11 protein-coding genes are annotated in these 15,019 nt (G+C 29.5%); 10 read left to right on the top strand and 1 reads right to left on the bottom strand.

Annotated elements, in window-relative coordinates; genetic code table 11:
• Window positions 1–197: 197 nt before the first annotated feature.
• From C1I91_RS26730 to C1I91_RS26720, 3 genes are read left to right on the top strand one after another with little or no spacing between them, the layout of a single operon-like run.
• Window positions 198–1,412 carry a hypothetical protein gene (locus C1I91_RS26730; RefSeq protein ID WP_055668298.1) on the top strand — a complete coding sequence of 405 codons (1,215 nt, stop codon included), beginning with the start codon at window positions 198–200 and terminating at the stop codon, window positions 1,410–1,412.
• A complete protein-coding gene (locus tag C1I91_RS26725) occupies window positions 1,409–1,867 on the top strand; it encodes a hypothetical protein (protein ID WP_055668297.1) in 459 nt (152 codons plus the stop codon). Before C1I91_RS26730 ends, C1I91_RS26725 begins: the two co-directional genes overlap by 4 nt.
• A complete protein-coding gene (locus C1I91_RS26720; protein ID WP_128215650.1) occupies window positions 1,864–3,741 on the top strand; it encodes a DUF3732 domain-containing protein in 1,878 nt (625 codons plus the stop codon). Before C1I91_RS26725 ends, C1I91_RS26720 begins: the two co-directional genes overlap by 4 nt.
• Window positions 3,742–3,800: 59 nt before the next feature.
• On the opposite strand, the gene C1I91_RS26715 is transcribed toward C1I91_RS26720, so the two are convergent.
• Window positions 3,801–4,016, bottom strand: a complete 216-nt coding sequence (locus C1I91_RS26715) for a helix-turn-helix transcriptional regulator (RefSeq protein ID WP_128215649.1) — start codon at window positions 4,014–4,016, stop codon at window positions 3,801–3,803.
• A gap of 181 nt (window positions 4,017–4,197) precedes the next feature.
• On the opposite strand from C1I91_RS26715, the gene C1I91_RS26710 reads away from it, so the two are divergent.
• Genes C1I91_RS26710 through C1I91_RS26680 form a run of 7 tightly spaced genes read left to right on the top strand, consistent with a single transcriptional unit; the run spans window position 4,198 to window position 14,936 of the window.
• Window positions 4,198–4,983: a ParA family protein gene (locus C1I91_RS26710; RefSeq protein ID WP_008423775.1), complete on the top strand. Its 786-nt coding sequence runs from the start codon at window positions 4,198–4,200 to the stop codon at window positions 4,981–4,983.
• The gene (locus tag C1I91_RS26705; protein WP_128215648.1) at window positions 4,980–5,969 is read left to right on the top strand and encodes a ParB/RepB/Spo0J family partition protein; all 990 of its coding nucleotides are present in this window, start codon (window positions 4,980–4,982) and stop codon (window positions 5,967–5,969) included. The genes C1I91_RS26710 and C1I91_RS26705 overlap by 4 nt, the downstream gene beginning before the upstream one ends.
• The gene (locus C1I91_RS26700) at window positions 5,962–12,504 is read left to right on the top strand and encodes a helicase-related protein (protein WP_128215647.1); all 6,543 of its coding nucleotides are present in this window, start codon (window positions 5,962–5,964) and stop codon (window positions 12,502–12,504) included. The genes C1I91_RS26705 and C1I91_RS26700 overlap by 8 nt, the downstream gene beginning before the upstream one ends.
• A 31-nt stretch (window positions 12,505–12,535) precedes the next feature.
• A complete protein-coding gene (locus tag C1I91_RS26695) occupies window positions 12,536–12,766 on the top strand; it encodes a hypothetical protein (RefSeq protein ID WP_128215646.1) in 231 nt (76 codons plus the stop codon).
• Window positions 12,767–13,483: a JAB domain-containing protein gene (locus C1I91_RS26690; protein ID WP_128215645.1), complete on the top strand. Its 717-nt coding sequence runs from the start codon at window positions 12,767–12,769 to the stop codon at window positions 13,481–13,483.
• A 25-nt stretch (window positions 13,484–13,508) separates the two neighbouring features.
• Window positions 13,509–14,498, top strand: a complete 990-nt coding sequence (locus C1I91_RS26685) for a DUF3991 and toprim domain-containing protein (protein ID WP_128215644.1) — start codon at window positions 13,509–13,511, stop codon at window positions 14,496–14,498.
• Between the two features lie 21 nt (window positions 14,499–14,519).
• Entirely contained in the window at window positions 14,520–14,936 is a 417-nt protein-coding gene (locus tag C1I91_RS26680) for a DUF6075 family protein (protein ID WP_128215643.1), read from the top strand.
• Window positions 14,937–15,019 lie beyond the last annotated feature (83 nt).

Here is a 15,019-nt window from a genome sequence, read left to right as displayed (position 1 = left end):
GAAATATTTTTAATTATAACTTCATAGTTTTTTCTTTATAAATATTTTTATAAATGTATTGGAAAGTCTGTTTGTAAATCATATAAGTATTTTACCGTAATTATTGTTATATTATGACTATTAATGTTATAATTATTGTAAATATATCCAAATTAGCAATGATTAGAGTTTATCAATAAAGAGTGAGTGATGATTTCATGAATACAGAGAGAAAAAGATATGATTTAACTTCAGCGGACACAAAAATAATAGGAACTGACTATCAATTTTTCTATTTTATAAATGAGTTATTAAAATTAAAAAAAGGCCAGCAATTAGGATATGAAGTGAAAGATGATGTTCATATTGATTTGTCATGTGGAAAAACTACACTTATACAACTTAAACATACAACACAGAAACAGGCAAATGGAGAAACAATTAACTTGACGGAACTTGATGATGATCTTTTACATACAATAAACAATTGGATACTTGCAATTTGTGATGAAAATGACGGAAGGAAAAGTTATGATTCTCAAAAAAATTATGTAAAAAACACAACATTTGTTCTAGCGACCAATAAATTAATTGATAAAAACCCTTTTATTATTAGCATGAAAAAAGCAAATGGTAATAATAGAAATTTTAAAGAATTTATTGTATATTTAGAGAATTTGCTTAAAAATTGCAAAGGAGAAAGTTCTAAAGAATGTATTAGCAATATATTATCAATGAATAGAGTTTTATTAAAAGAATTTATTTCATCGATAAAAATAGAGGTACAAGCAGATACTATTGTTAATGATATTAGAGAAAGTATTTCAAATAAGTATATTCGTGATGAGAAAATAAATGATGTTTTTAGTGATATTTTTTTTGAGTTAAAAGTAAGTTTTTTTGATAAGGTAAATAGTGGACAAAAATTTATTGTAACTTATGAGGAGTGGCAACCTAAAGCAATTGCTATTTTTGAAAAATACCAAACAACAAATTTACCTATAAGGGAGTTCCAAAAGCCTTTACCAAGTAAATTACAAGAGCAGCCATTTATACAGGAGTTAATTGAAATTGGGGATATTGATGAAGAAAATATTGAGGAAATGGCTGAATACACAGGTTTTATGCTTGAAGTAGAAATGAATTTTAAGGAATGGTATGATAATGGAGAAATTACTTTACAACAAAAAGAAAAATTCCATGAAATAGCAACAACATATTGGAAAAATAGTCACAAAAAGTGGCATCGTAAAACTATTTCTTCAAATGATATAGATCATGCTATTCAGTGTATAAATGAAATAAGAGATAAAGAATTAAAATTTGATAAAATTGATTTTAATATACAATTAAGCAATGGAGAATTTTATCACCTTTCAAATAATAGAAAAATAGGATGGTTAAAACATTGGGAGGAAAGGTATAAAAGATGAAACAGATAGATACATTTTATAATAATGAGTTACTTACTGGTATTGCTATTTTAGCAGCACTTAAACAAAAAGGAAAAGTAGAAATAAGCAAAGTTTTGCTAATTCATCCTATATTAAGCTATAAAGGAATAGTGGAATTTTTAAAAGATAAACGAACAAAAATCAGGAGTGTAGAAGAATTAATTATTAAGAAGAATATGGCTTTTGCTAATTTTAATAAAAGATATTTAGAAGATCTGGAATTAAGTATAAATGCAATTTTTCTATTTAAAGAATTGGGAATGTTAGATATTATAAATAATGAATTAATATACATAGAGGCTGGTTTTGATTTTAAGAATAAAGTTTTAGGCAAAAGAGCTTTAGATATTATAGATGCAAGTTATAACCTAATAAATGTTCTTGATAAGGAGGAGGCAAGTAATTTATATTTAAGCTTGCGAGTAGAACTATGAAGTTTTGTATAAATAAGATTATTCTTTGGTTAAAAAATGGAGAAAAAAGAGAACTTTTATTTCAAAAGAATAAAGTTAATGTTATTACTGGTAATAGCGATACAGGCAAGTCAACTATATTGGAGATAATTGACTATTGTTTTTTTGGAAGTGAAAGTGGAATTCCTGATGAACATATTGGGGAAAATGTTGATTGGTATGGTTTAAATTTATCAATAAATGAAAAATGTTACACAATTGCTAGAGGTAAGAAAAAAGGCACTCGTTATTCGAATTCTTATTATTTTTCTGGTGTTGGAGTTATACCTGATTTACCCAACGAAAGTATAGGTGAGGATGAACTTAAAGAAACTATAGAAAGAGAGTTTGGAATAAATGACAAAGTTGTATTTCCTTATAACGGGAAAATAATCAAACAAAATACAAAGATATCTTTTCGCTATTTTTGGATGTTTAATACACAGTCAGGAGATGTTATAACTCATAGTCAAACTTATTTTGACAAACAACATAAAGAAAGGTATAGAGAGGCATTACCAAGAATTTTCGATTTAGCTACTGGTATTACTACAATTGAAAATTTATCTTTAGCAGAAAAGATAATGCGATTAGAAAAAGAAATTGTAAAGCTTGAAAAAAAAGAAAAAGATGAATTGGCTGAAGAGGAAAAGAAAGATGATAAATTATATGAACTTATAAAAAAAGCAAAGGAATTTAAATTAATTCCAATTCAAACAAATAGCTTCAATGAAGATGTTGCAAACCTTTCATTAATTGTAAAAAATAATAAACTTGATTTGGTCGAATTTCCAGAGAATGATTTACTGGAGGAATTGCTAAAAGAACGACAGGAAATAATTTTAAAGATCAGAAAACTTAAAAGTTTTTCAGGCCGATATCGGAAATATAAAAATAAACTTTCAAAGGATGCGGAAAGTTTAAAACCAATAGAATACTTAAAAAAATATATAGATAATATTGAAAATAGTGAATATAAGAAATTTTTAAACATACTCGAAAATGATTACTATCAGATAAAAGAAACGATTAAGACTAAGATGCCATTTGAAATAGATATTGAGAATAAATTAAATAATTTAGAAGAACAATTGAAGAATAAAGAAGAGGAGATTAATAAGTATCCTAAAATAGATTTTAAACCTATAAGTGAAAAAGAAAGATATATAGCATTTGGAGAGATTAAAGCAGAGATCAACAAATTTTCAGAAGGGACATTAATTTCTTCTGGAACTAGAGAAAAAATAAAAGAAAAAACTAAAGAACTAGAACGTGCTAAGAAATCATTCATTCCATTGGAAGAAAGTAGAGCGAATACTATTGAAGCTTTGAATGAGTATATAAATACATATATTCAATCAGCAAAAGATGTATTTGGAACCTATAGTGATTATAAGGCATCATTTGATTATAAAGATAAAAAATTAAATTTAAGAAAAAGCAAATCATCAGAATGTGCTGGACACACAAGTAGTTCAGTAGATTTATTTAGGCATATTTGTCTATTTTTGGGATTGCATGAAATGATAATGAATAAAGATATTGAATATGTTGCACCATTTTTAATTCTTGATCAACCAACTAGACCATACTTTAATAGTTCAAAGAAACTTAATTATCAGGAAAGCAAAAGTAATACTAAGGATAAAGATGATTGGACAAAAGTAAGAAGAATTTTTTTATTACTAGATGAATTCATAAAAAATGTTGTTGAAAATGATAAAGAAATGCAGCTTATAGTTTTAGAACATGTTTCAACAGATGCATGGGAAGATTGTAATTATGTTCATCTAGTGGAAGAATTTGATGGAATAAAAAATGCTTTAATACCACCGAATATTGCTGAGATAAAATAATATGTTAAACAACACGGGTGAAAAGTCAAATTTAAGTATTCACTAGCGTTGTTTAATTTTTATATTTTATTCCCATTTTCAAAAACAAAAAATCCTTCAAATTTACAACCAAGAGCTTCAGCAATTTGCTGGAGCTCTTTTTCTGAGAAATTATCACGTGATAGTTTATTGGATAAATTTTGATTAGTAGTTCCAATTAATCTTGCAAGCTCCGATATAGTAATATTTTTTCTTTTTATTAAAATACGAATTTTTTCACCCATAGTTAATTGCATGTGATTCACCATCCTTAAATTTAAATATACACTTTTTAATGTGAATTTTCAATAATAATAAAAATAATTGATAAAAACAAAAGATTCTTCTTGAATAATCACATTTATAAGTGTAATATTAAATTAAATAGTGTGAATTAGAAAGGCAGGAAAAATGAATTTATAAAGGTGGAGGGTAAAAATGTGTAAAAGTAAAGTAATTTCTATCGTGAATCAAAAAGGGGGCGTTGCTAAAACCGTAACAACTTTAAACTTAGGATATGCATTAGCAGAAATGGGAAAGAAGGTATTACTTATAGACTTTGATCCTCAGAGTAGCTTAACAGTATGTTTTGGTTATGATAATACAGATAGTATAAAAACAACAATATATAATCTTATGGCACTGGCTATTGAGGAAAAAAGCTTACCTAAAAAGGAAGAGTATATTATTACAGCAGGAAATATTGATATTATTCCTTGTAGCTTAGAGTTATCAGCAATTGAAATAGCCCTTGTTAATGTTATGAGCAGAGAATTGGTTTTAAAATCTATAGTTGATGAAGTGAAAACTGATTATGATTACGTTATTATTGATTGTTCTCCATCACTTGGAATGCTTACTATAAATGCTCTTGCGGCTTGTGATAGTGTTATTATTCCTGTTACTCCTCAATATCTTTCAGCTAAAGGCTTGGAGCTACTTCTTAGGAATATTATAAGAGTTAAAAAGAGAATAAATCCTAAGATTGAGGTTGATGGAATACTTTTAACAATGTATGCAGAAAGAATGAAGCTTTCAAAAGAGGTATTAGCAATTATTCAGGATGCTTATGGTAGTAAAATCAACATATTTGAAAATAAAATTCCAACTTCTGTTAAGGTTGGAGAAGCCAATATGAAAAGTAAGAGTACCATAGAATATGATTCTAAAAATAAAGTATCCATTGCATATAGAGAATTTGCTAAGGAGGTGGCTGCAATATGAGTGAGAGAAAGTTAATGAGCTTAGATGATATGTTTGGAGATATCTCATCTGAAAAAGAAACTAATTCAGGAATAGCAGAGATTGAAATAGAAAAACTTGTGCCTTTTAGTAATCACCCCTTTAAGCTGTATGAAGGTGAAAGATTAAATGATATGGTAGAAAGTATTAAGGAGTTTGGAGTTATTGTACCTATAGTTATAAGACCTATAGGTACAAGCTATCAGATCCTATCTGGTCACAATAGAGTAAATGCTGCAAAACTTGCAGGAATACTTAAAGTACCAGCGGTTATTAAGGAAGGACTTACTGAAGATGAAGCTACTTTAATTGTTACTGAAACTAATTTAATTCAACGTTCTTTTGCAGATTTAAGGTATTCAGAGAGAACAGCTGCAATATCACAAAGATATAAAGCCATGAAGCAGCAAGGAAAAAGAAATGACCTTTTAGATGAAATTGAAAAGCTTGCAAACCCTTATAATATCAAAGATGAAGCAACTTTGTGCCAAATTGAGACAAAGTTAAGAACAGATGAAAAATTAGCTCAAAGTTATAATCTTTCAAGAAATATGATAGCCAGATATGTTAGGCTTGGAGAATTAGATAGTGATTTAATGAATAGACTTGATGCTGATGAAATTGCATTTATGACAGCAGTAACAATATCATTTATAAAAAAAGAAGAGCAGCAAATTATAAACGAAATTCTAAACTCCAACAATTTTAAATTAGACATGAAAAAAGCCGAAGTACTTAGGGATTACTCAGAGAAAGGTAAATTAAATGAAGAAACAGCTCATTCAATTCTTTCAGGAGAACTTAACAAAAAGCTGAAGTCAAATAAACCTGCATCTATAAAATTGAAGCCAAAACTAATAAGCAAATATTTTGCACCAGAAGTTAAACAGCTAGAGATTGAAGAGATTATTGATAAGGCTTTAAAACTATATTTTGAAACACAGGGGAAGGAGGTACTTGATGAGTAGAATAACAGATGTAAGAGAAATCTACGAAAAAGTAACAGGAATAGTTACAAGCAATAAAAAGGAGTGGAAAGAGTTCTTAGACTTTGCAGCAAAAATTTATAAATATAACTTTGATAATGCAGTTTTAATTTATGCTCAAAGACCTGATGCTACCATGGTTGCTACCATGGAAATTTGGAATAAAAAAATAGGAAGATATGTAAACAGAGGAACAAGAAGCATAGCAGTTTTTGATACTTCAATGCCAACTCTTAGATTAACATATTTATTTGATATTAAAGACACTAATGGAGAACCTCATACCATTCCTAAGCTATGGAAGTTAAGTGATGCTATTTGTGAAAAACTTTTAGAAAATATAAATGAAAAATATGAGTTAAATTGTAGTTCTATTGAAGAATTGATATTACAGCTTACAGATATCAAGGTTAATGAAGGCTTTGATAATATTTTAGAAGGCTATGAACAGGATATTAAAGAAACGTGGCTTGAAGGTTTACCAGAAGAAGGGTTTATAAGTTGTTTTACTCAAACTGTTCTTGAAAGTATAAATTATATGGTGGCAAAAAGATGTGGAATAGAAGCTTCAAACTTTGACAGCGAAAATAGCTTTAGAGTAATAAATCATTTTAATACGCTACCATTAACTTTTAGACTTGGAAATTCTGTATGCAATATATCACAGCAAATTCTTAGAGAATTTGAAAGTGAAATAGTAAAAATAATAAAAAAGCAAAGGAGCGAAAAAAATTATGAAAGAGAACTTAAATTTAAGTTACAAGGATATAGAAGGAATATTTTATCCAGAGATACAAATATCCAGGAACAAGGAAGTAGATCAGAAGCCTTTAGGGAAGTACGGGAAGATGGCATTAAATTATCTAAAGAACAATCATCAGAGCAGATACAGCTTACTTTTAGCACAAGGGGAGCTGATGGAGAAAATGCATCAGGTGAACGAGGAAGCATATCAGAGGTTGGAAGTATTAATGGAGCAAATGCTGAAAACAGATCCAATAATGAATCCAGAGAATACAATAGAGAGCTTCAAGCACAGGAAGAGAATAAAGGAAACAGCAGAGGAGATAGTTCTTCACGAAATAGTATACAAAATGAGATAAAGCAAATAGATATTTTTGAGTCACAACAAAGTGGCTCTTTTTTTATTCCTGAAAATAAGCATAAGGAAGCTAAAAATATAGAAGATACTAAAAATGAAGATATTAGTAATAAAGGCGATATTCAAGATAAAATCTATGAGCAGGTTATTTATAAGCTAAAAGCACTAAATACTGATTATTATAAAAGTGTAGAGTTTGAAGAACCATTAGAAAAGAACCTTTACTCAAAGACTTTACAAAATATATCAAACTTAATTACAAGTAAATTAGCATTAGAAGAAGCAAATATAGAAAGCAAGTTAGAAAAAATTCAAAATGTAATTGATAAAATAGTAAAAGAAATTACTTTTAATGATTTGGAGATAAATGTTGCTGTAAATAAAATAAACTCTTTAATTAATACAGAAGCATCAACTGTAGTAAATACAGAATATATAACTACAGGTAAAAATTCAACTTGGGAAGCTTATAAAAATAAAGCCATAGAAAATTATGAAACTAATATTTTAGGGTGGCTAAATAACAATGGAGTTAATAGAAAACCTGAAACTAAAGGAAAAACAAATGCAAAAGAAAAAGATGAGAAAATAAACTACAACTATAGTCCAGATGATGAAATTGGAGTTGGGGGACTTAAAACTAAATTTAGAAACAATATAGAAGCTATTAAAACTTTAAAGGCTATTGAAGAAGAAAATAGATTAGCAACACCAGAGGAACAGAAAATACTTGCTAAGTACGTAGGATGGGGAGGTATGGCTCAAGCCTTTGATATTAATAGCACAGGATGGAATAGTGAATATACAGAATTAAAAGCACTACTTTCTCCTGAAGAATATGCATCTGCAAGAGCTTCTACACCTAATGCTCATTATACTTCACCTACAGTGATTGAAGGAATATATAAAGCACTTGAGAACTTTGGATTTAAAACAGGTAATATATTAGAACCTTCCATGGGAGTTGGAAATTTCTTTTCTATGCTTCCAGACAGTATGAAAAATTCTAAGTTATATGGAGTAGAACTTGATGATATTTCAGGAAGAATAGCAAAGCAGCTCTATCAAAAGGCGGATATAAAAATACAAGGCTTTGAAGAAAATAATTATCCAGATAATTTCTTTGATGTTGCTATAGGTAATGTTCCCTTTGGAGATTATAAACTTCATGATTCTAAATATGATAAATATAATTTTTTAATACACGATTACTTTTTTGCTAAGACTTTAGATAAAGTAAGACCAGGTGGAATTATAGCTTTTATAACTTCTAAAGGGACTATGGATAAAGAAAACAACAGTGTAAGAAAGTACATTGCTGAGAGAGCAGAATTAATTGGAGCAATAAGACTTCCTAATACTGCCTTTAAATCAAATGCCAATACAGATGTTACTGCGGATATTATATTTCTTCAAAAGAGAGAAAGGGTACAAGTTACAGAAGAAAATTGGCTTCATGTATCAAAAACAGAAGATGGAGTGCCTATAAATGAATACTTCCTTGATAATCCAGAAATGCTTCTTGGAAAAATGGTTTTTGATCAGAGAATGTTTGGTGAAGGTAGTAAATACACAGCCTTAGTTAATGATGATGAGAATTTTGATTTAAGTGAAGCTTTAGATAAAGCAGTTGGAAATCTAAATGCTAACATAACAAGTTTTGAAAGAGAAGAAGCTGCTGCGGAAGATTTTATTCCTGCTGATCCTAATGTTAGAAACTACACTTACACCTTTATAGAGAATCAGTTATATTATAGAGAAAATGCTGTAATGAGAAAGATTGAAGCTACAGGAAAGACTTTAGAAAGGATAAAAGGTCTCCATGCTATAAGGGAAATCACTAGAGAAATAATAGATATTCAAACAAATGGATGCACCCAAGAAGAGTTAAAAGAAAAGCAGGAAATATTGAATAAAAGGTATGATACATTTGTTAAAAATTATGGATATATAACAGCAAGAACCAATAACACAGCTTTTAGAGATGACAATGATTATCCTCTATTATGTTCTCTTGAGGTAGTAGATGAAAATAAAAAAGTTACTAAAGCTGATATGTTTACTAAACAAACTATACGTCCTCTTGAAAAAATAACAGAAGTTGATACAGCCATTGAAGCTCTTACAGTAAGTTTAAATGAAAAGGGAACGGTAGATTTATCTCTAATGCTAGAAATTTATGATAGCACAAGAGAAAACATTATAAATGAACTTAAAGGTCTGATATTCTTAAATCCTGAAAAATATAATAAAGATGATTTACTTCAAGGCTGGGAAACTCAAGATGAATATTTAAGCGGTAATGTAAGGCAGAAATTAAAATTGGCAAAGCTTTATGCTGAAACTAATCCAGAGCTTTTTACACAAAATGTAGAAGCCTTAGAAAAAGTTCAGCCAGTAAATTTAGAGGCTAGTGAAATTGACATAAGGCTTGGAACAACATGGATTGAAGAAGGAGATATAGAAAAATTTATTTATGAAACCTTAGGAACTCCTAAGTATGCACAAAACTCAGGTTCTCGTTATAGCAGCAATGAAATAAAAGTTCATTATAATAATTTTAATGCATCTTGGGTTATTGAAAACAAAGGTATAGATGGCTATTCCGTGGCAGCAACAGAAACCTTTGGAACTAAAAGGCTTAATGCCTACTACATTATTGAAGAAACCTTAAACCTTAGAACAGTTACAGTAAAAGACAGAATAGAAGAAGGAGATAGTGTAAGATATGTACTTAATCAAAAGGAAACTATGCTGGCTAGGGAAAAGCAAAATCAGCTTAAAGAAGAATTTAAGAACTGGATATTTAGAGATCCTGACAGAAGAAAGAAGTATGTTGATTTTTATAATGAAAACTTTAATAACATAAGGCTTAGAGAATATGATGGGAGCCATTTAACTTTCCCAGGAATGAATCCAGATATTAAACTTAGACAGCATCAAGTAAATGCTATAGCTAGAATTTTATATGGTGGAAGTACCCTTCTTGCTCATTGTGTTGGTGCTGGAAAGAGCTTTGAAATGATAGCAAGTGCAATGGAGCTTAAAAGACTAGGACTTTCCAAGAAAAGCATATTTGTAGTTCCTAATCATTTAACAGAGCAGATGGGAGCAGAGTTTTTAAGATTATATCCTTCAGCAAATATTTTAGTTACAACAAAGAAAGACTTTGAAAAGCAAAACAGAATAAGATTTGTAAGCAGAATTGCAACGGGAGCTTATGATGCAATAATTATAGGGCATACGCAATTTGAAAAAATACCAATTTCAAAGAAAAGACAAGAAAAAATGTTAAACTATCAAATTGAGCAAATGACCTATGCCATAGAAACTACCAAAAGAGAGCGAGGAGAAAACTGGTCTATTAAACAGATGGAGAAATTTAAAAAGAGTTTAGAAAGTGAACTTAAAAGGCTTCTTGATGAATCAAGAAAGGATGATGTTATAAACTTTGAAGAGCTTGGTATTGACACTATGTTTGTAGATGAAGCCCATTATTATAAAAACTGTGCAGTATTTTCTAAAATGAGAAATGTGGCAGGAATATCAAATACAAGAGCTAAAAAAGCTAGTGACATGCTTATGAAATGCCAATATATTCATGAGATAAATGAAGGCAGAGGAGTAATATTTGCTACAGGAACTCCTATTTCAAATTCTATGACAGAAATGTATGTAATGCAAAGGTATCTTCAAAATCATGAACTTGAAAGGCGAGGTATCCAGCATTTTGATGCTTGGGCAGCTAGCTTTGGTGAAGTGGTTTCTTCATTAGAACTTGCTCCAGAAGGTACAGGCTATAGGTTTAGAAGCAGGTTTTCAAAGTTTACAAACCTTCCAGAACTAATGACCTTATTTAAAAATATAGCAGATGTTCAAACCTCAGATATGTTAAAGCTTCCAGTGCCAAAACTTAAAAACGATAAATATATTTTAGTATCTACAGAGCCAAGTGAGTTTATAAAATATGAAATGGAAAACTATGTTGGAAGAGCAGAAAGAATTAGAAATGGAATGGTTGATCCTTCTGTAGATAATATGCTTAAGATAACCAATGAAGCAAGGCTTTTAGGTACAGATCCAAGGCTTATAAATAAGGAAGCAATAAATGAGCCCTATTCAAAGGTTAATAAGTGTATTGAAAATATTTATGAAGAATATAAAAAATCAGATAGTATAAAAGGAACTCAAATAGTATTTTGTGATGTGGGAACGCCTAATTCAGATGGGCGCTTTTCTGTTTATGATTCAATTAAAGCAGAACTAATAAATAAAGGAATTCCTGAAAATCAAATATGTTTTATCCACGATGCTAAAAATGAAATACAACGTGAAGAAATATTTTCTGATATGAGGTCCGGAAATAAAAGAATAATCATAGGAAGTACTCCTAAAATGGGAACAGGAACTAATATTCAAGACAGACTAATTGCACTTCATCATTTAGATTGTCCCTATAGACCAAGTGATATTGAGCAGCGTGAAGGAAGAATTTTAAGGCAGGGGAATATGAACCCAGAGGTAAATATTTATAGGTATGTTACTAAAGATACCTTTGATTCATACCTTTGGCAGATTGTAGAGCAAAAACAAAAGTTCATATCACAGATAATGACCTCTAAATCTGTTGCAAGAAACTGTGAAGATGTAGATGAAACAGTACTGTCCTATGCAGAAGTTAAAGCTTTAGCTACAGGAAATCCATTAATAAAAGAAAAGATGGATGTTGATAATGAAGTAGCAAGACTAAGAGTTTTAAAAGCTGCCTATGATAGTCAAAAATATACCATGCAGGATAATTTCACTTTCAAATATCCAAAACTCATTAGTGAAGCTAACAGCCAGCTTGAATGTGTTATTAAGGATATTGATAAAAGGAATATGGAGGATGGTAAGGAGTTTTCAATAATTATAAATGGTAAATTATTTGATGAAAGAGAAAAGGCAGGAACAATGATTCAGAGCCTTTATGAGAAAATACCAAAAGGTGAAGAACTTAATGTAGGAAGTTTTAAAGGTTTTGAATTAAAACTTAGAAAAAATCTATTCTATGAAAAGTATGAACTCTTAATTCATGGTAATTTAAAATACACCGTAGACCTTGGAGATAGTGCTCATGGAAATATGTTAAGAATTGAAAATTTGCTAAATAACCTTGAAAGCAAAATGGAGAATATAGAAACAAAAATTGAAGAGTACAAAAGAAACTTAGAACAGTCAAAGATAGAATATGAAAAACCATTTCCTTATGAAGAAGCTTTAAAAGAAAAGTTATCGCGACAATTTGAGCTAAACTCATTACTGGATCTAAATAAAAAAGACAATGAAGTTATAGTAGATGAAGATGCATTAAATAAGGAAGGTGAGGAAAATGAAGGCTTTAAAGAACAGGAATATGATGAAATGGCAATGTAAAAAAGATTTTGAAAATGGTGGGGTGAAGTAAGTGAACAAAAATAAAGGAATAAACAGAGATAATTATAAATATATAAGTTCTTTAATAGCACAACTTTTAGAACTTGATATAGACATTGAAGAAAAAATAACAGGGTATATTGAAAACTATGGAGTAGATAATTTTCTAAAAGACTATGATAAAATGGATCTTCCTTATGAGATTTATGAAAAATTAGAAAGCTTAGGGATGATTATAGAAAATATGGGAGGTGCGGTGTAAATGGATAAGAATATGCCCTATACTAATAACTTTTTAAAAGGGTTAACCAATTTGACAGGTATTCCTATAAAGAAAATTCAAGAATATGCAAAAGAAAATAATCCTTTTAATATATTAGAGCATCCAAAAGTTATAGAACCAAATGAAAAGCAACTTCAAAAAATAGGACTGCTTAATGAATTTATAGCTTCTTACAACCTACTTAAAGTACATGAAAGTGAAAACAAAATTAAGTTTTCATCTCCTAAAGAAGCAGCTGATTACTTTATTCCATTATTAAGCGGTATAAAGGATAAAGAAAAATTTATGGTGGCATTTTTAGATAATGGAAACAACATAATTCAGACAAAAATAATGTCAGAAGGAAATATAGCTCAAGCAGTAATTTATCCAAGAGACATTTTAAAAGAAGCACTAGCTTGTGACTGTAAAGCCATGATATTAGCACATAATCATCCAGGAGGTTCTAATTCCCCATCCAATGAGGATAAAGCATTAACACAAAAGCTTGTAAATATATTTCATCCCTTAGATATTAAAATACATGATCATATAATAATTGCAGGAGTAAATTATTGTTCAATGGCTGAAAAAGGTTATATGCCACAAGCTATAGATGAATTAGCTAGCTATGAACCAATAAAAATAGAAAATAAAAATATATTAGAAGAAAATCAAAGCTTCAATTCTCAGTTAGACGAGGAATTGGAGCTTTGATTTTATTTATAGGAGGGAATAGTCCATGGCAATGGAAAAACTAAGATTTACTGATGAAGAAATATCTAAAGCTGATAGTGTAAATATAATAAGCTATGCCTTAAGTGCAGGATATCCAGTAAAGCAAGTTACTTCTCGTTCCTTTAAAATAGATGGCTATGGAGGTTTATATATTCATAGTGATGGCCATAAATGGAATTGGTTTTCTCAGAATAAAGGTGGTGGAGCTATTCAGTTTGTAATGGAAATGGAGAATAAGTCCTGGGTAGATTCGGTAAAAACTCTAATAGGAAAAACAGGTGAAATTGTACGATATAAACCTCCAGAAGTTATTGAAGAAGAAACAAAAGGAGAATTTATTCTTCCAGAAAAAAATACTACTTTTAAACATATCTTTGCATATCTTATAAATTCAAGGGGCATTGATAGTGAAATTGTAAGAGATTTTGTTAAAGAACATAAGCTATATGAAAATACACATGGTAGCTGCGTATTTGTAGGTTTTGATAAGGAGAACAATCCTAAATATGCAAGTATAAGAAGTACTAATACTACAGGGAATTCTTTTAGATGTGATGTAAAAAACTCAGATAAAACCTATCCATTTTGTAAGGAAGGAAAGAATAGTGCAGTATGTATATTTGAAGCTCCTATAGATTTAATGAGCTATCTTACATTGATAAAAAAACATAATATACGAAGCTTTGATAATCACTGTATTTCTCTCGGAGGAGTTGCTGATAAAGCTCTTGAATATTACTTAAAAGAAAATCCTAGTATAAATAAAATAATGCTCTGTCTTGATAATGATGAGGCAGGGCATTTTGCATGTAATCAAATTTTTAATAAATATAAAGATAGATATGAAATTGTAAGGCATAAACCTAAAGGAAAGGATTTTAATGAAGATTTAATAGCTTTAGATGAGGAGTCGAAAGTAACAAAAATAAGTGAAAATGAATCTATGTATGGAAGTAATAATTACTTAAATGAGTTTGATGATATGAGTATTTAGAAAGGCAAAGGATGATTTGAAATGCAATTTTTAAATAAGGAACATGCAGTCAATTTTAATGAACTAATACAGAAGGACAATACACATCCTAGAGATACTGAAAGGTACTCTTTATTTTATATTATTGCAGGTAATGAGGATTTATATAGAAAGAGAAGCTTTCTATATGACTTTGAAAGTAATGGTATTAAAGCTAACTGTCTTGATGATGGTACTGTTGATCTTTCTAGCAGTGCAAAAGCTCTTGTAAGATTAGCTTTTAATTTGCTCAACAACTATGAAGATAAATATACGACACCTATTGATATTTTTTATAGCTTGGATGATAAAAATTATAATTTGGCAATGAATTCAATAGATATAAGGTTTGGAATGGGTATTGAAAGTGAAAAAATTTGTAACATGGAACAGGAAAATGATGAGGAATTCGAAGTTTAGTTCTTTTTTCAATATCCAAGAGGACTGAGCGAAAGCCATGGGCTTGAGGTGAAGGCAAGCTTCCTATTGGTATAGCCAATAGC

The organism is Clostridium manihotivorum, from assembly GCF_004015185.1.
Taxonomy (GTDB): domain Bacteria; phylum Bacillota; class Clostridia; order Clostridiales; family Clostridiaceae; genus Clostridium_AR; species Clostridium_AR manihotivorum.
Note: the sequence above shows the minus strand (reverse complement) of the source record. Positions and strands in the feature narration are given on the sequence as shown.